Source organism: Shewanella piezotolerans WP3 (genome assembly GCF_000014885.1).
Taxonomy (GTDB): Bacteria; Pseudomonadota; Gammaproteobacteria; order Enterobacterales; family Shewanellaceae; genus Shewanella; species Shewanella piezotolerans.
Genome location: NC_011566.1, coordinates 3,268,473 through 3,286,007, shown reverse-complemented (window position 1 = coordinate 3,286,007; position 17,535 = coordinate 3,268,473). Strand labels below are relative to the sequence as shown.

Annotated in this window: 15 protein-coding genes; 11 read left to right on the top strand and 4 right to left on the bottom strand. The window is 43.2% G+C overall.

The window, feature by feature from the left end; all coding sequences use genetic code 11:
* Positions 1–221 precede the first annotated feature (221 nt).
* A complete protein-coding gene (locus SWP_RS14025; RefSeq protein WP_143711198.1) occupies positions 222–3,011 on the bottom strand; it encodes an insulinase family protein in 2,790 nt (929 codons plus the stop codon).
* 404 nt (positions 3,012–3,415) lie between these two features.
* On the opposite strand from SWP_RS14025, the gene sixA reads away from it, so the two are divergent.
* On the top strand, positions 3,416–3,886 hold the full coding sequence (gene sixA, locus SWP_RS14020) for a phosphohistidine phosphatase SixA (RefSeq protein ID WP_020913194.1): 471 nt from the start codon (positions 3,416–3,418) through the stop codon (positions 3,884–3,886).
* Between the two features lie 73 nt (positions 3,887–3,959).
* On the opposite strand, the gene smrB is transcribed toward sixA, so the two are convergent.
* Positions 3,960–4,490: an endonuclease SmrB gene (smrB, locus tag SWP_RS14015; protein ID WP_020913193.1), complete on the bottom strand. Its 531-nt coding sequence runs from the start codon at positions 4,488–4,490 to the stop codon at positions 3,960–3,962.
* Between the two features lie 79 nt (positions 4,491–4,569).
* On the opposite strand from smrB, the gene prmB reads away from it, so the two are divergent.
* The 7 genes from prmB to SWP_RS13980 all read left to right on the top strand — a co-directional run bounded on the left by prmB (position 4,570) and on the right by SWP_RS13980 (position 10,831).
* On the top strand, positions 4,570–5,514 hold the full coding sequence (gene prmB / locus SWP_RS14010; RefSeq protein ID WP_020913192.1) for a 50S ribosomal protein L3 N(5)-glutamine methyltransferase: 945 nt from the start codon (positions 4,570–4,572) through the stop codon (positions 5,512–5,514).
* A 104-nt stretch (positions 5,515–5,618) separates the two neighbouring features.
* On the top strand, positions 5,619–6,713 hold the full coding sequence (gene aroC / locus SWP_RS14005; protein ID WP_020913191.1) for a chorismate synthase: 1,095 nt from the start codon (positions 5,619–5,621) through the stop codon (positions 6,711–6,713).
* Positions 6,713–7,894 (top strand): MFS transporter, encoded by a 1,182-nt coding sequence (locus tag SWP_RS14000; RefSeq protein ID WP_020913190.1) that lies wholly within the window; start codon positions 6,713–6,715, stop codon positions 7,892–7,894. The genes aroC and SWP_RS14000 overlap by 1 nt, the downstream gene beginning before the upstream one ends.
* A gap of 46 nt (positions 7,895–7,940) precedes the next feature.
* Positions 7,941–9,062 (top strand): ATP-NAD kinase family protein, encoded by a 1,122-nt coding sequence (locus SWP_RS13995; RefSeq protein WP_044556455.1) that lies wholly within the window; start codon positions 7,941–7,943, stop codon positions 9,060–9,062.
* An 86-nt stretch (positions 9,063–9,148) separates the two neighbouring features.
* Entirely contained in the window at positions 9,149–9,418 is a 270-nt protein-coding gene (locus SWP_RS13990; protein WP_020913188.1) for a YfcL family protein, read from the top strand.
* Between the two features lie 27 nt (positions 9,419–9,445).
* Positions 9,446–9,973, top strand: a complete 528-nt coding sequence (locus tag SWP_RS13985) for an RNA methyltransferase (protein ID WP_020913187.1) — start codon at positions 9,446–9,448, stop codon at positions 9,971–9,973.
* 162 nt (positions 9,974–10,135) lie between these two features.
* Entirely contained in the window at positions 10,136–10,831 is a 696-nt protein-coding gene (locus SWP_RS13980; RefSeq protein WP_020913186.1) for a DUF3313 family protein, read from the top strand.
* A 52-nt stretch (positions 10,832–10,883) separates the two neighbouring features.
* Here the strand turns inward: SWP_RS13980 and mnmC1 are convergent, their stop codons facing one another.
* On the bottom strand, positions 10,884–12,746 hold the full coding sequence (mnmC1, locus tag SWP_RS13975) for an FAD-dependent 5-carboxymethylaminomethyl-2-thiouridine(34) oxidoreductase MnmC1 (protein WP_020913185.1): 1,863 nt from the start codon (positions 12,744–12,746) through the stop codon (positions 10,884–10,886).
* Between the two features lie 231 nt (positions 12,747–12,977).
* Between mnmC1 and fabB the strand changes: the two genes are divergently transcribed.
* A complete protein-coding gene (fabB, locus tag SWP_RS13970; protein WP_044555942.1) occupies positions 12,978–14,189 on the top strand; it encodes a beta-ketoacyl-ACP synthase I in 1,212 nt (403 codons plus the stop codon).
* 427 nt (positions 14,190–14,616) lie between these two features.
* Here the strand turns inward: fabB and SWP_RS13965 are convergent, their stop codons facing one another.
* Positions 14,617–14,982 carry a VanZ family protein gene (locus tag SWP_RS13965; protein ID WP_020913183.1) on the bottom strand — a complete coding sequence of 122 codons (366 nt, stop codon included), beginning with the start codon at positions 14,980–14,982 and terminating at the stop codon, positions 14,617–14,619.
* Positions 14,983–15,232: 250 nt separating this feature from the next.
* Here SWP_RS13965 and SWP_RS13960 point away from each other — a divergent pair, with 250 nt between their 5' ends.
* Both SWP_RS13960 and SWP_RS13955 read left to right on the top strand, forming a co-directional pair.
* Positions 15,233–16,363 (top strand): 4-phosphoerythronate dehydrogenase, encoded by a 1,131-nt coding sequence (locus SWP_RS13960; RefSeq protein ID WP_044555941.1) that lies wholly within the window; start codon positions 15,233–15,235, stop codon positions 16,361–16,363.
* Positions 16,364–16,365: 2 nt separating this feature from the next.
* Positions 16,366–17,382, top strand: coding sequence for an aspartate-semialdehyde dehydrogenase (locus SWP_RS13955; RefSeq protein ID WP_020913181.1), 1,017 nt, complete (start codon positions 16,366–16,368; stop codon positions 17,380–17,382).
* Positions 17,383–17,535: the final 153 nt, after the last annotated feature.

Below are 17,535 nucleotides of genomic sequence, written 5' to 3'. Positions count from 1 at the left end.
CAATGTCATAAGGCAACAGGGGATAATACTCACTTTTTCAGAAAGTGAAGTCATTGTCAAAAACCTTCGTGTAATTTGTAGCTAATTATCATTATCTGTGTCCTTTTCAGTATGATATCTGTCCGTTTAGCTTGTTTTTATTGCTTTTTGAGCCCCCAGCTCTGGATAACGAAGTAGCGAAGCTTCATCTAGGCCACAAGTTATCATTGAAATTATAGTCGTTAGTAATCAAATTGTTCTGCTTTAAGTTTGAAGGCTCTAAGATCTAGAATCATATTGTTGGACTCTAGTGGAGTTTGATCTTGATGAGACTCTCCGGTGCTAAACAGTACCAATCTGTCGCAGTGCTTAGTACGCATTTTGTTCATAATGAACTTGATTAAATCAGAACGCGTTAACGTTGCAATTTGCGCGACCACTAGTTCGCGTTGGTTAAACTGAAAATCTTTATTACCTATGCTTGACCAATAGCGCTGACTGCGCGTTTTAAGGTTTGAGTCGTGCTCCATAACTTGGTTTATTAGACCTGTTTTTGTCGCTTCCCATTGCTCATTGGTTATTTGTAAAATGGCGTAGGTAAAGTCTGCGATAAATTCGTCAATGGCCTCGAGCAAAATCTGTGGACCCGTGCTAGGTGATTGGATATAGAAAATGATACCAGGATAGCGGTTTAGAGGTAGGTATCCCGTTCCTACCATATAGCCTAGCTGTCTTTGGGTTCTCAACTCATGGAAAAAAGTAGAAGACATAGTGTGATTTAATAGGCTTAACACTGCCATATTATCAGGAGTCGCGGTATCAGACTGATAATAGACAATAATACTACTGTCTTGGTGTTCGACTGGGATCTCTCTTAACAGGGTACCTTTATTAGTGAGATCAATTAACTCTCTGGAAGACTCAGCACTTGGAGAGGTTACTAGCGAGAGAATTTTATCAAGTTTAATACCAAGTACCTTTGCTTCACTCTCCAACCAGTCACCGTAAACCAACCCTTCTAAGTGCACCTTTTCATAAAAACTTTTGACATGTGCATGTAGATCTTCGAGGGTTATCTCTTCGAGAAATTCAGCCATACGGGCAGGTTCAAAGCTGCGTTTTTGCAACGTGACAGTCAAGCTAGTAAAGAGCTGGGATATTGGCTTTGCTTGAGTATGGTTATACCAACTGCGTAATATTTGTCTTTTGATTAATTCGAAACGGCTTTGAGTAAAGTTTCGTTCTCGTGCTTTTTCAATCACAAGTGATAACAGCGCTTGTTGTTTGCCGGTGAATCCGGTTAAGTGAAGCGTAATACCACCTTGATGCGGATAGATATTGTAGCTAAGCCCCGCCACTTCAGCCTGATAGGTGAATTCGGTTAGGTAATCGAGCAGCATCTCCACGTAAAGTCTTGTTAGTGCTGCATGTCTTGGCGAAGCAGCAGCTTGAGCTGAGTCTAATGATAGATACAAATGCCCTTTAGGGACATTAAACTCATCATCTTTTCTGTGCCAGATCCGATAGCCGTCCTCTTGAGCAACGACTATGGGCACTGCAGCATTGCTTTTCTCTGCTCTGGCAACGCAGTGATCAATAATGAATGGGTTTGCTGCTGGTAGTGTTAATTCAGGGCGTACATTAGGCTTAGACCAACGCGCTAAGTCATCTAAAGGTATTGGACGTATTTGATAAGGAGAGTGGTACCAAGCAGCTTGTTTATCAGTATCAAGTTCAGGAGCAATAAGCTGTAACCGCATATTACTAGGATGCATTAATGCCAAAAGCTGCTTTGTTTCGACAACATTGAGACCATCCATACGATAATCACCATATACAACATCTTCAATATCGTAGTGGTGCATGTTTATGCTTAAATGGCTGGCCAAATCTAAGGCTTTTACCTGCTCTTGGTATTGAAAGGCAACTTTGAGTAACGCAGCTCTTTCATCGTAACGCCAATGTTCAAGACCATGATCTTTAATCAAGGCAATATATTCAAAAGCACAGTCGATAACGAGCTTAAGATTGTTTAAACCTCGGTCTGTCAGTTGAATACTGATATTGTAATCTTTGAAGTTGTAGCCATTAACACCACCACCTGCAGACAGGTTATTAGCGAGACCTTGTTCCTTCAAGTAAGAGAGTAAACTGCCTTTTCCTTCGTAGCCCAGAAGGTGGCTAATAAACGTCAATGGCTTGTGTTTGTAGAAAGCTTCAAGGGCCGGTAAGGCAAATGTAATCGCAATTCGTCTTTGCTCTTTTAGCGGGACGATATTGATTTTTGATTGAAGCTGTTCGGCTAGATAAATAGGAGTGTCCGGATATTGTACTGCTAATTCACGATGCTCTATTTGGCCAAAATAAAGCTTAGCTAGTTTGGTTAATTCATCTAGTTTGTTTGGCGCGACAATGCACAACGTCATTTTGTTTGCGCTGTACTTCTCTTTATAAAAAGCGATTAACTCTGCTCTTAAATCTGACTCATCTCCAGCTAGTGTTTCTAAATTGCCTACAGAGAATTTTGAAAATGGGTGAGCTGGATTGACGGTTTCTTTTTGCACTTGATAGACACGACGAATATCGTCCTTTAACTTCATGCTAAATTCGGATTCAATGGCATGCCGCTCTCGCTCTACAAGCGCTACATCGAATAACGGTGCGATGAAAAATTGACTAAACCTGTCCAGTGATTCTTCAAATTGTGCAGCGTTAATGCTATAAAAAAAGTTAGTGTGCTCAGTGCCTGTCCAGGCGTTATTACTGCCGCCATGCTGATTGATAAAGGCAGAGTACTCGCCAGCTTCAGGAAACTTCTCTGTCCCCAAAAAAAGCATATGTTCAAGGAAGTGAGCCATGCCAGGGCGAGCGACTGGATCGTCGAAATGACCTACCGCTACTGCCATTGATGCAGCAGCTTCGGTTGACTGACTATCTTCGACTAATAGCACTGCTAACCCATTCTTTAAGGTTAAGCTACGGTACTTGCGGTGGTCATTTGGACTGGTGATAACTTTTTTATTTGTTGGCAAAAGCATTGCTCCAATTGATCGAACAGCATAAACCTAGACACTTACTTTAGTAATCTCTTACAGATAAAGCACGTGTAAAACCTAATTCCTATCAAGCAGCTGCATGATTTCTTAGGTGCCGAAGCACGGATAGGGAGGTGTTTAAGTTTGCTGCAATAACTTAACTTGCCATCATTTTTACTTATCTTCAAACACAAGCTGGCTAAACAGTAAATAAACCTTTCTGATTGGCTAAATTTGGTGCAATTTTAGCTGGGTAGTCTTAGGAGCGGGTAACGGAGGTATTTATCCTAAAGCATGGCTATGTGCTATTCGACTAATTAATAACAAAAAACGGTATGTTGCTATCAATATTCAGACTACAATTAGCTAATAACAATAAAAATTGGGAGTAGCCACGAAGTATGCAGCTATTTTTAATGCGACATGGTGAAGCGGGCTTCAATGCCCACTCAGATAGAGAACGCACATTAACTGACCTAGGCCGCCAGCACACTGGCATGATGAGTAATTGGTTAGCTCAGAGCGTTACCGAGTTTGATTTAGTATTGGTCAGTCCATATTTACGCGCACAACAAAGTTGGCAGGAGGTGCAGAAGCACTTTCCAAAGCCTGGGAAATGGCTAACCCTTGATGAACTTGTTCCTGCTGGGGATCCTGCGACTGTCGCCGATACTATTGTTGCTTATGCTGAGCATTATGAGGCAGACAATATACTGGTTTTAGCGCATATGCCGTTATTGGGTTATTTAGTGAGTGAATTGGTCCCAGGTATTGAGCCACCACTGTTTGCGACTTCAGGTACAACACTGATCACTAAAACTGCGGGAAGTACGTCATTAGAGTGGCAGTATGCGCCGCATATGATTGGTTAGTAATAGTTTAATATCTTGCTAAAAAAATGAGTCCTAATGGACTCATTTTTTTATGAATTTAAAGTCATTTTTCTCAGCGACGATAAGGAAGGTCGCCAATATCGATAAGTACCAGTAAAGCAGCATCACCGCCCCATTCCTTAGTCGCTTGGTGGAATGCTTTTACATGGGGATGCTGTGCTAACCACATCGGAATATTCTGCTTTAAAATCCCTGTTCCATGTCCATGCATAATGCAGCAACAGTGACTTTGCTGTTTTACACAAGCTTGGATAAGTGCTGCAAGTTCTAGCTTTGCTTCTGATTGTCGCATACCGTGCAGATCGAGTAAAAGATCTGGAGCGTAATCGCCACGTCGCAGACGTTTAACTTCAAAGCTGTCAACATCATCTCTTGCCCATTTCATCGGACCATTTTCTGGCAGCAAAGGTTGATAAGTATCTGAAAAGAAGCTGTCAGCGTGTAGCTGTTGCTCTTTTTCTTCAACCACTTTGCGATCTTTAGGGGCTGTTTTGAAGTGGCGTTTGTTTTGCTCCAAAGGTTTCATTCCCTTTGTCAGCTCGGCAAATAGTGCCAATTCATCTTTATCTGTTTTTTTATTCATGAGGGTATTTTATTGAATCCGATGCCATATGAATAGAGTTCAGTTACAATGAGTCGGAATAAAAACGTTGGAGTGAATTTTGGATAAGATTTTTGTTGATGAAGCCGTTAATGAATTAAGAACTATCGGTGATATGTTGCGCTGGGGGGTCAGTCGTTTTAATGATGCAAATATATACTATGGTCATGGTACTGACAATGCTTGGGATGAAGCCATTGCATTGGTGTTTCATGCACTACACCTGCCAGAACAGCTTGGCCAACAAGTCATTCACTCTAACTTGACGATCAGTGAAAAACACAAAATCGTTGAGTTAATCATTCGACGAGTAAGGGAGCGCTTACCCGTTCCATATCTTACTAATAAAGCAATGTTTGCCGGTTTAGAGTTTTATGTTGATGAAAGAGTGCTGGTTCCTCGTTCACCAATCGCAGAGCTGATCGCTAACCGCTTTAGCCCTTGGTTATATAATAAGCAAGTTAATCGTGTGATGGATCTATGTACCGGCAGTGGCTGTATTGCCATCGCCTGTGCTTATGAGTTTGAAGATGCAGAAGTGGATGCATTGGATATCAGCGATGATGCTTTAGAAGTGGCGCAGATTAATATTGAGACGCTGGGCGTTATGGACAGAGTCTTCCCAATGGAGTCGGATCTATTTTCTGCGATTCCAAAAGGTCCGCAGTATGATTTGATTGTATCAAACCCTCCATATGTCGACGCTGAAGATATCGGTGATATGCCAGATGAGTATCATCATGAGCCTGAAATCGGTTTAGCATCTGGTCGTGATGGTTTGGATTTAACCAAGCGTATCTTGGCTAATGCAGCGGATTACCTTACTGAAGATGGTTTGTTAGTGGTTGAAGTGGGTAACTCTATGGTGCATATCATCGAGCAGTTCCCAGATGTACCATTCACTTGGGCGAGTTTTGAAAATGGTGGTGACGGAGTGTTTATCCTGTCGCGCGAACAGCTAGTTGAGAATGAATCACTATTCGTTATCTACAAAGATAGTGAATAATCACGGTTAGCCATCTAGCTTAATGTGGCTGTTATATGTGAGTACCTACTTCTTTGGTGGAGTAGGTATTAATCTAATTATGAAAATTGAGGTGTAGAAAACCGATGTCGGGAAACAGTATTGGGCAAAATTTTGTCGTCACTACATTTGGTGAGAGCCACGGAGTCGCCTTAGGTTGTATTATTGATGGTTGTCCTCCAGGTGTTGAGTTAAGTGAAGCAGATATGCAGCACGACCTAGATCGCCGCCGACCAGGAACCTCTCGATATACTACTGCTCGTCGTGAACCCGATGAAGTGCGCATCTTATCTGGGGTGTTTGAAGGACAGACAACAGGAACTTCAATTGGTCTGTTAATTGAAAATACTGACCAGCGCAGCAAAGATTACTCTAACATTAAAGATCTATTCCGTCCTGGTCATGCTGACTACACCTACCAGCAAAAGTATGGCGTGAGAGATTATCGTGGCGGTGGTCGTTCATCGGCGCGAGAAACGGCTATGCGAGTGGCTGCAGGGGCCGTTGCCAAAAAGTATTTGAAACAAGTTCATGGCGTAGAGATAAATGCATACTTATCACAGCTTGGGCCTATAAAAGCTGAAGCTGTTGATTTTGAAGAAATTGAAAAAAATGCGTTTTTCTTCCCTGATGCATCAAAGCTTGATGCTTTAGATGAGTATATGCGCGACCTTAAGAAGAGTGGCGACTCAATTGGCGCTAAAGTGACCGTAGTAGCCACTGGCGTTCCTGTTGGCTTAGGAGAGCCGGTTTTTGATCGGTTAGACGCTGAAGTTGCCCATGCTCTAATGGGCATTAATGCGGTTAAAGGTGTTGAAATTGGTGATGGTTTTGAGGTGGTTAACCAAAAAGGTTCAGAGCATCGTGATTTGATGTCACCAGAAGGTTTTGCTTCCAACCATGCAGGCGGCATACTCGGTGGGATCTCTTCAGGCCAACCAATTGTTGCCCACATAGCAATGAAACCTACTTCAAGTATTAGCGTGCCTGGCGAAAGTATGACGGCACAAGGCGACTCAGCTGAAGTGGTCACCAAAGGCAGACATGACCCTTGTGTAGGCATTCGTGCTGTACCTATTGCAGAAGCAATGTTAGCGATAGTATTAATGGACCATTTACTACGTCACCGTGCACAAAATATGGAAGTGAATAGCAGTACACCAGTTATCGGAATGCGTTAATGTTTCAGCCCAAAAACACAGAGCAGCAATTACGCTGGCTCTGTGCTTGTTACTTCTTCTTTTTTTCTATTCTTGGCGTTATGGTGCCTTATTTAGGCGTATTTTTTGATAGCCGTGGCTTTAATGCCCAAGAGATCGGTTTTCTACTCGCCATTTTAATGGGCACTCGGATCATTGCACCTAATCTATGGGCCATCGTTGCCGATAGAACGGGTATGCGTTCAGAACTCATTAAGATCGGTGCTGGCGCAGCAGCTGTTTCTTACCTTAGCTTTTTCTACGATGGCAGCTTGACGTATCTTGCAATCAGCCTTGCAATTTATACCTTCTTTTGGAACGCTATTTTGGCGCAATTAGAGGTTATAACCTTAGAAACCCTTGGCGAAAACGCAACACGTTACGGTGCAATTCGTAGTTGGGGCAGTGTCGGTTATATCGTTTTAGTGGTTGGCGGTGGTTTTGCTATTGGCCATTGGGGGCCACAAATTCTCCCCTATATCGGCATGGCACTCTTTATCGGTATGTTAGCTAGCGCATTACCGCTACCGGCAAACAGAGCAAAGGTAGAGAAAGAAGTAAAACGGCAACCTATCGCATTTAACAAAGCAGTTATTTGGTTTCTCATTTCAGCCATGTTGCTGCAAATGAGTGCTGGTCCTTTTTATGGCTTTTTTGTTTTATACCTAAAACAGGCGGGTTATACCGAAGCGGTTGCAGGGATATTTGTCGCTTTAGGTGTGGTTGCAGAAATCATCATGTTTATGTACGCCCCCAAGCTACTTGGCCGTTTTGGAGTCAAGTTCCTACTGTTTATTAGTATCGCACTGACTGCTGTGCGTTGGTTGTTGCTCGCTTTTGGGGTAGACAGTTTAGTGTGGTTAAGTTTGAGCCAAGTTTTGCATGCGTTTACCTTTGGTTTGACCCACGCAGCGTCGATTCAATTTGTGCATAAACATTTTGATATTAGTCGACGTAGTCAAGGGCAAGCGCTTTATGCGAGCCTTAGCTTTGGTGTTGGCGGTGCTTTAGGTACTTGGTTATGCGGTATTATTTGGGGCGATGGCACTGGCGCTGTGACGACTTGGGTATTTGCTGCGTTTTGTGCAGTACTGTCAATGATTGCGGTGTTGTTTATTCCCTCATCGAAACCTGAGATTAGTCGTGAAATGAGCACTGCCTAATAGCCTTTTATAACGGTGATTTTGGCTTTAAATGGAGTTTGTCAAAGTGAGTAAGTTTCGTCTTGGTTTGATTATTAATCCACTTGCGGGGTTAGGTGGAACAGTTGGCTTAAAAGGCAGTGATGACGTTGCGGAGATAGCATTAGCGAAAGGGGCTGAGCCAAAGTCTCACCTGAGAATGGAGCAAGCCTTAAACGTAGTATTACCTTATCGAGACCGAATAGAGGTGATAACGGCTTCTGGTGATATGGGAGAAACGTTGGCGCGAAAAATGGGCTTTAATGTTCGTGTCGTTTATCAGGCACCTATCAATACCGCAGCGCAAGACACTCAGGCTGTTGTGGCTCAACTGCTCAACGAAACATTAGATTTGCTGTTGTTTGCCGGTGGTGATGGCACTGCACGAGATGTTTACGCAATTGCTGACGATAACATCCCTGTGTTAGGTGTGCCGGCTGGGGTAAAGATCCACTCCGGTGTTTATGGGATCACCCCTCATGCATCAGGCATGGTGCTGAAAATGCTTTTGGAAGGTGAGTTAGTGAGCTTGATGAGCGCTGACGTGATGGATATTGACGAAGCGGCTTTTAGAACGGGAGTTGTTAAAGCTAAGTGTTTTGGCGAAATGCTGGTACCCGCAGAGCCACGCTATGTGCAAGCGGTTAAAATGGGTGGCAAAGAAACCGATGAGCTAGTACTTGCTGATATTGCAGCGGAGGCTATTGAGCTAATGGAAGATGAGCTTATTGTCATCGGTTCTGGTAGCACTGTTGCTGCTGTCATGGAAGAACTTGGACTCGATAACACCTTACTCGGTGTTGATCTCATTCAACAGCAGCAATTACTTGCCAGCGATCTATCTGCTGAAGAGTTACTTAAACTTACAGAAAACCAGTCGGTTAAGTTGTTTATAACCCTTATAGGGGGACAAGGACATATATTGGGCCGAGGTAATCAACAGTTATCACCGGAGCTGATAAGACGAGTAGGCAAGAGTAATATTGTTATTTTAGCGACAAAAACAAAGCTAAAAGCACTTGAAGGACGGCCGCTAATTGTGGATAGTGGCGACCCTGAATTAGATAAAGAGCTAACAGGTTATTATCAAGTGGTGACTGGCTATCACGATTATGTGATGTATCAAGTGGCCAACCCTGATTTAGCCTAGCCAACACGACTGCATGAATTGCGTCAAATACCGTTAATTATTACTTATTGGAATAATCCCAATAGTTTGAGATTGTGGAGCACTCAATGATAGAGAAGTATGAGCAAACCCTTCAAGATTGGATAGAAAGCATTGTTGCTGAAGGCGACGATGATGCACTTTTTGCCAGCGGATACCTACAGGGACACTTTGCTGTAGTGTTATCAAAACTTGAAAATGAAAGCGATCAAGGCACTCAAGCTTTAGCGTTGCAGATGGTTGAATGTTTAGCACTTGCTAGAGAAGAGCTTGATGATAATGACTACGCTCTTGTTAATGATGCTTGGTTACAGTTAAGCAGTAAATTGGCCGCTTGAGCCAATCATGTTTGAGTTATTAAGCTTATGAGTATCCAGCGATATAGCGCGATAGGGTTATTAAACCCTAAAAGCCCTACCAATGTCGGCGGCATAATGCGCGCAGCGGGTTGTTACCGCGCTGATGCGGTTTTTTATACCGGCAGGCGTTATCCATTAGCCGCGAGTAATGGTAACGCACAGTATAATACCGACACTAAAGCGGCGAGCGAGCAAATCCCACTGACAGGGGTCGAGTCTCTTGTTGATGCCGTTGCTGCCGATGTGACTATAGTTTGCGTTGATTTGGTAGAGGGAGCTACCCCACTACCTGAATTTGAGCATCCAGACAAAGCAATATACATCTTTGGTCCAGAAGACGGCACTATCAGCCAACAAGTGATTAATCGCGCCGACGCCGTTGTATATGTGCCGACTGTGGGTTGTATGAACTTAGCTGCATCAGTTAACGTTTTACTGTATGACAGACTGGCTAAATCAGCAGCGACTCTCACTGGTGATGAGTTGATCCGTACTAGTCGTGATACCAATAATCGAGTTAGAGTAAAACGCTAACTCAGAGAGTGTTAAACCTAAATGAGCCACAGCTAAAACTGTGGTTTTTTTGTGGTTTTAATTTACTGTACTCATTGGCTATTTGTTTTCAATGCAACATTGACCTAGTAGAAAATAGCAACCATATTTAATTTGAATCTCGTTTATTAAAGGACTGATTAAATGAAGCTATTTTTAAAGGGGTGTTTGATACTGTTTATCGTATCTACAGCTGGTTGTGCGGCAAAAACGCCAACATTAGAGACCGGCCCAGATGCTCAAGTGACCAAAGAAGGTTTAGTTAAAATTGATAATTCAGTATTGGATCTCTCTTTTGCAAAACCCAATGTTGACTGGGGGCAGTATACAAAACTCTATTTCAAGGCCGCTACCGTAACCAATGACCACCCCGCAGATTATAAACCCCCACGAATAGATCGAAGAGCTGATGGACTGAATGCCACCTATGATCTCCCCACCGAAGCGCTAAACAAGATGTCGACTGAGTTTGGTGTTATTGTCGCCAGTGTGTTCAATGAAGACCAGCCGTTTGAGCTTGTTGATAAAGCAGGGCCTAACACTCTGGTTATTGAAGTGGCTGTCACTGATATTCGACTAAGCGCACCGGTAGAAAGTTCTAGGCGTAGTTATAGCTCGATGGGCAAAACTTACACACAAAATTCCGGTTCAATGATGTTGCTTGCTGTAGTGAAAGATGGCCCGAGTGGAGAAGTACTAGCCAAAGCTGCCGATCGTGGTGAAGGATTTGACCAATGGCAACTTAATACTCAGGTCTTCAATTGGGGTGACGTTAAAACCGTCTATCGTCGTTGGGTTAATGACTTTAAGAATGCCTTAATGATGGCAGGTGCAGAGTAGTTTAAACTGAAGACAGCTTACTAAGTGTCTTTTGATCTAAGTTGGCTACATATTACTCTAACGCCTTGCCTTTAAGCAGCTTTCGCATCCACATTCTGTTCGGATTTAAAAGCGCGACAAAGTCGGTGCTGAGTGGCATGGTTTCACCACAGAGCTGAGCGGCTAATGCCTCCGCAGCGAGCAAGCCAGAGCTTAATCCTCGAGAGCCTAGCCCACCTAGGATATATAAACCTTTGTGAACTGGCGCTGGTGTGTTTTGCCAAAACGTTCTGCTTGCAGGTGTGAGTTGATGGTTGTGATAAAGCGCCATAATTGCATCCTGGTCGGGGGCCGGTCCCATCATCGGCGCATGGTCGCGAGTCACCATGCGTACGCCGACTCGGGCACTATGCTTGGATATATCTATGTCGCGGTTCCAATCTTTATCCAAATAGCTATGCTGTATTTTGTGCAGGTTATCGACTTGCTCTTGCGGGCTATAAGCTAAGTTGTCGGCATCTTTAACATAACTCGCGCCTAAACAGTGTAAGGCATTGTTCACTGGGGTCATGTAACCATGTGCACATAATACCGTACTGAGCTTAGACAGCTTAGATCTTGTTGGTGCATGGCTAACTTGACCTCTAAAACCTGTGACTTGTAGATGTTTAGTCTGTTCAAAGCGAGTAAGAGACTTACCGTTGGCAACTACTACCGTTTTGTAGGGGCCTAGGCGTTGTTGTTTATGAACTAAAAACCAGCCAGCATCAGACTTTTCAAGTGCCGTTATTTGCGTGTTTAATTGCACAGTAACATCAGATAATTGCTGAGCCCGTTCAAATGATGCTTGGGTGAGATCTTGTGGTGCGACCCAGCCACCTAAAGGGTAAAAAATCCCAGCTTCATTAATTTCTAAGCCAGCAATTTCGCTTGATTGCTTTTCATTAACGGCATGGGCGATATCAGTGTTCCACGGATGTCCGTTGATTATCTTCTGTACTCGCTTTCGGCTTCGCTCATCATGACCAGTATGCAGTACGCCGCAGAGATCGAAGTCTATCGGGTACTTGGTAGCAGCAAGTGCGTTTAGGCGATGCAAACTAAAGAGATAGGCCAGCTGAAAATACTGACTTAAGCTATTATTATCAGGTGTGAGCAATGGGTAGATAGCGCCTTGTTTGTTACCTGATGCCGCTTGAGCCAACTCGCTATCTTCACAAAATACATGGATCTTTTTCTGTCGTTCTGCCAGCGATAAAACTAAACTTGCAGTCGCAATTCCACCACCTATTACGGCTATTTCAGTAGTACTTTCCGCTATTTTAATTGGGTAGGGAGCTTGTTGACTTGACTGCTGAGCTCGCAAAGCGTGCCGCTCCATCAACAGAACATTATCAATTTGAGCTGAACTTACCATTGAATTTTCGGAGGTAAATCCAACCATGTCACATAGTGCTAGCAGCTTTTGTTGACTCTCAATGGGTAGCTCAGCAGATATTAGGCAGTGACAATTATCTTGGCTGTGTTTGGCCATTTGCCAGAATAACGCTTGCGACATCGATTGTGTTTCAAATTCAGAGGAGCACAACCAATGAGATATTAAGCTGTTGCAGAGTGGCAGCTGACGTAACTGCTGCCCATAATCACCTAAGTGGAAATCAATAATGAAACGGCCATGGTTAAGCTTCACTCGTTGACAGCCTTCTATCGAGACGAGATGAATTTCTGGACGAGTCTGTGATAAGACCTTAAATATCTGTTCAATATGATCATCAACAGCACAGAAAATCTTTAATGTTAGCGAACCGTTTTTAGTTGAATGCAGTTTTTTCAGCGCCAAAATCTGGCTTACAGAGCCTAATCCAAACATCGCAATGGAGATATGTTCGCTGTTGTTAGTCGCTAAGATAGACCTAATATTGTCACTGACTGTCATGGTTTCGTCTTTAATGTTAAATTAAACCCTCACAAAAACAGGGTAGGATATTTATAACTTGAGCTAAATTGTACATTTTTATGCTGCAATTTAGGTGAGGTTTTTACGCTATGTCTCAATTTAGGCACTATTTTTGTGTTCTTTATGGAAAGCTGACCACTTAAATGGATTAAAAGCGATACCATTAGCGCAGCAAAATGGGTACTACCTGTATAGAATGGATAGTTAATAATGAAAAGAGTCGTGATCACCGGCTTGGGCGTTGTCTCAAGCATCGGTAACAACAAGCAAGAAGTCACTGAATCATTGAGAGCGGGTCGTAGTGGTATTACCCACTCAGATCAGTTTGAAGAAATGAAGCTGCGCAGCCATGTTTGGGGCGATATCAAGTTAGATCCTAAAGAGCACATTGATCGTAAAGCATTACGCTTTATGGGTAATGCTGCAGCATACGCATACATAGCAATGGCTGAAGCGATTGAAGATGCAGGACTGACCGAAGAACAATATTCAGATCCACGGGTCGGTATTATTGCGGGTACCGGTGGAGCATCTTCTGCTAACCAAGTACAAGCAGCTGATACGTTACGAGAAAAAGGTGTGAAGCGCGTTGGGCCATATATTGTGCCACGCATCATGTCGAGCACAGCCAGTGCTTGTCTAGCTACACCATTTAAAATTAAAGGCATGAACTATTCAATTAGTTCAGCTTGTGCAACAAGTGCGCACTGTATCGGCCATGCCGTTGAACTTATCCAGATGGGTAAGCAAGACATGCTATTTGCTGGTGGCTCTGAAGAGGTCGATTGGACCCTGACGATGGGCTTCGATGCAATGGGTGCATTGTCTACTAAGTACAATGACACACCTGAAAAAGCATCACGTACTTACGATGCTGACCGTGATGGCTTTGTCATTTCAGGCGGCGGCGGAATCGTTGTGGTTGAAGAGCTTGAGCATGCATTGGCTCGTGGCGCTAAAATCTACGCTGAAGTGATTGGTTACGGCGCATCATCAGATGGCTACGACATGGTTGCTCCATCAGGAGAGGGCGCAGTACGTTGTATGCAAATGGCTTTGGCTGACGTCGATACACGAATTGACTACATCAACACCCATGGTACTTCAACACCTGTTGGTGATATGCGTGAGCTAGAAGCTTTACGTGAAACCTTCGGTGATAACTTACCAGCTATCGCATCGACTAAGTCGCTTACTGGTCATGCATTAGGTGCAGCTGGTGCTCATGAAGCCATCTACAGCTTGATAATGATGGAAAACAGCTTTATTGCGCCAAGCATTAATATCGATACCGTTGATGAAAAAGCGGCAGGTATGCCGATTGTCACTGAAATGAAACAGCAAGAGCTCAATACTGTAATGAGCAACAGCTTTGGTTTCGGTGGTACAAACGCAACGTTAGTTATGCGCAAATATAAGTAAACGACAGTTTGTCATCTAAAAAGGAAGCCGAGGCTTCCTTTTTTGTGGCTGAATTTTAAGGTCTGCACAGAAACTGTTTGCTCTCATGTCATCTGTCTCTTCAAAAGTTGTGCTAATACCAATTGCATTAAGTATTTGGCCAGTTCAGACCCCCTCAGTCTTTTCAATTCAAAGCGCATCGGTAAAGAAATGGTTATTCCCTTTTAAGCCAATGCAAAGCAGAAGTGGAAAGACTGAGGGGCTCACGTAGTGCGGCTGAGGTTAAACAAATTGGCAAACGCTGTATGCTTCGCTATGGGATTTGGATATACGACTAAATGGATTTAGGAGGTAGAGCGAAGCAGGATGCCAGAGCCGAGAATAACTATTAGCTCAAATCCCGCTACTTGCCTACAGCGTTTTGAATTCCCGCTGAATGGTCAAACTTTTAATGCAATTGGTATAACTTAATTGCCAATACAATGCCTAGCATATCTGCTAATAGGTCGCAGAGATCAAAGGTTCGTGAAGGGATAAAGGCTTGGCTGAGTTCTTCGATAATCACAAATAGCGTGACGGCAACAGCCCCATAGTAGTAATTGTAACCGCTTAGTGAGAAATACTTAAATTGACTCGCAACCACCACAATTAATGTTAGCGCGCCAAACAGTACTAAATGACCCAGCTTGTCACCAAATGGAATGTTGCCAACCATCTTAAAAAGTAGGTTTTGGTTTCCAGTGTTCGCTTGATAGATAATCCATAGAATGAATGAGAAAAAGGCGGCGGCTATTGCTGAAATGAGTTTATTCATTGTTTAGCCTGTTTGCTGCTAGTTAGTATTAACGCTAATTTGTTCGTCATATTCCCTGCTAAAAGCAAAATAGCACTGTTAACTCATTGTTGTTAGTTAACAATTGTTAACGGATTCGAGTTTAAGTTTATATAGCTCTGCTATTTTAAGGCTCAAGATTGAAAATTGCTGCAGCTTGATTCTCAAGTCATCACCATCTTGCTAGAATGCCTGCCTTATGCCTTCAGCTCACTTTTTTTTGGAAACCACAATGAAGATCCTAGCCGATGAGAACATGCCGTACGTGCAACAGTTATTTGGTGATTTAGGCACCATAGAAACGGTAAATGGCAGAGAGCTAGCCGCAGAGCAAGTTAAAGACGCTGATGTGCTGTTAGTGCGATCCGTGACGAAGGTGAACCAAGCATTACTTGAAAACAATGACAAACTTAAGTTTGTAGGTAGTGCCACTATCGGTACAGATCATATTGACTTGGAATATCTAGCCTGCCGAAACATCCCGTTCTCCAATGCACCAGGCTGTAATGCAACCGCTGTCGGTGAATTTGCCTTTATTGCTATGCTCGAATTGGCACAACGCTTTAAAAGCCCTTTAAAGGGCAAGGTAGTTGGAATAGTTGGTGCAGGCAATACAGGCACCGCAGTTGCAAAGTGCCTAAAGGCATATGGCATTGAAGTGCTGCTTTGTGATCCAGTCCTTGAGAAAAAGGGTGACTCAAGAAGTTTTGTTTCTCTAAATACTCTTATCGATAAGTGCGATGTAGTTAGTTTACATGTACCCATTACAAAAACAGGCGAACATAAAACTTGGTATCTATTCGATGAAGCACGCTTAAATAGTTTGCGTGAAAACACTTGGCTACTGAATTGTTGTCGCGGTGAGGTGATTGATAATCGTGCACTGCTTAGATTTAAACAACAACGAGATGATGTCAAGGTGGTACTCGACGTATGGGAGGGGGAACCCAACCCTATGCCGGAACTGGTACCTTACATCGAGTTTTGTACGCCGCATATCGCTGGTTACTCATTAGAAGGTAAAGCCCGCGGCACTTTTATGCTGTATCAGCAACTGACTAAAGTGCTAGCAATAAAGGGTGATAAGCAGATGGAATCGCTATTGCCGCCGTTATGGAGTGAACAAGTTTCAGCTATCGAAATAGCCGATGAAAGAGCATTATTACAGTTAGCTCGATTTGTTTATGATCTGCGCGATGATGACGAGTTATTTCGAAATAACTTTCTTAATAACCATGGGTTTGATCATATGAGAAAAAATCACAAGCATAGGCGTGAATTTAGTGCATTAAAGGTAGGCAACATAGGCCAAACTAATGTAAATTGGTTATCCAATTTAGGGTTTTCAGGAGTCGAGCTGTAATTATGTCGCAGGAATATAATGTTGTCGTATTAGGTGCATCGGGCGCAGTGGGTCAAACAATGATTGAGATCCTCGAAGAGCGCAATTTTCCGATTGCAAATTTGTACCCTTTAGCCAGCAGTCGTAGCGCCGGTAATACGGTAAGCTTCCATGGTAAACAGGTCGAGATTTTAGACGTAGATACCTTTGACTGGTCACAAGCTCAAATTGGTTTCTTTTCTGCAGGTGGGGATGTTTCTGAAAAGTGGGCGCCTATTGCCGCCGAACAAGGTTGTGTTGTTATCGATAACACCTCGCACTTCAGATATGACATCGATGTGCCATTAGTGGTTCCTGAAGTTAACCCTGAAGCTATTGCAGATTTTAGAAATCGCAATATTATTGCTAACCCTAACTGCTCAACGATCCAAATGCTGGTAGCGTTGAAGCCCATCCATGATGCTTACGGGATCTCGCGTATTAACGTTGCGACATACCAGTCGGTATCTGGATCTGGTAAACAGTCAGTTGAAGAGTTAGCCACACAGTGCTCTAAGTTGCTTCAAGGTTTACCCGTTGAGCCAAAAACTTACTCAAAGCAAATTGCGTTTAACGTGTTACCGCAAATTGATAAGTTTATGGACAATGGCTACACCAAAGAAGAGATGAAAATGGTGTGGGAAACACAGAAAATTTTCGGTGATGAAAATATTGTTGTGAACCCTACCGCTGTGCGTGTACCTGTGTTTTACGGTCATTCAGAAGCGATTCACCTTGAAACCTTGCAACCTGTCGACGCTGAAGATGTTAAAGCAGTGTTGCGTGGGGCACCTGGTGTTGAACTGTTTGAGTCAGATGAAGAGTATCCGACGGCAGTTGATGACGGCGCTGGAACAGATCCCGTTTATGTTGGTCGCGTTAGAAAAGATATTTCTCATGACAATGGCATAAACCTTTGGGTCGTCTCTGATAATATCCGTAAAGGTGCTGCATTAAATAGCGTACAGATAGCTGAAGTGTTAATCCGAGATTATTACTAAACTGATTTAGTACTCGATTAATTGCTTAAAAAGCCCGCACAATGCGGGCTTTTTATGTTTTAGACTTGTGAACAGTAGCAGGGCAACTTAATCTAGTTTATAGTAATCTCAATAAATACAATTGCCTAAAGCTGGTCGCTAAAGAGTGACTTC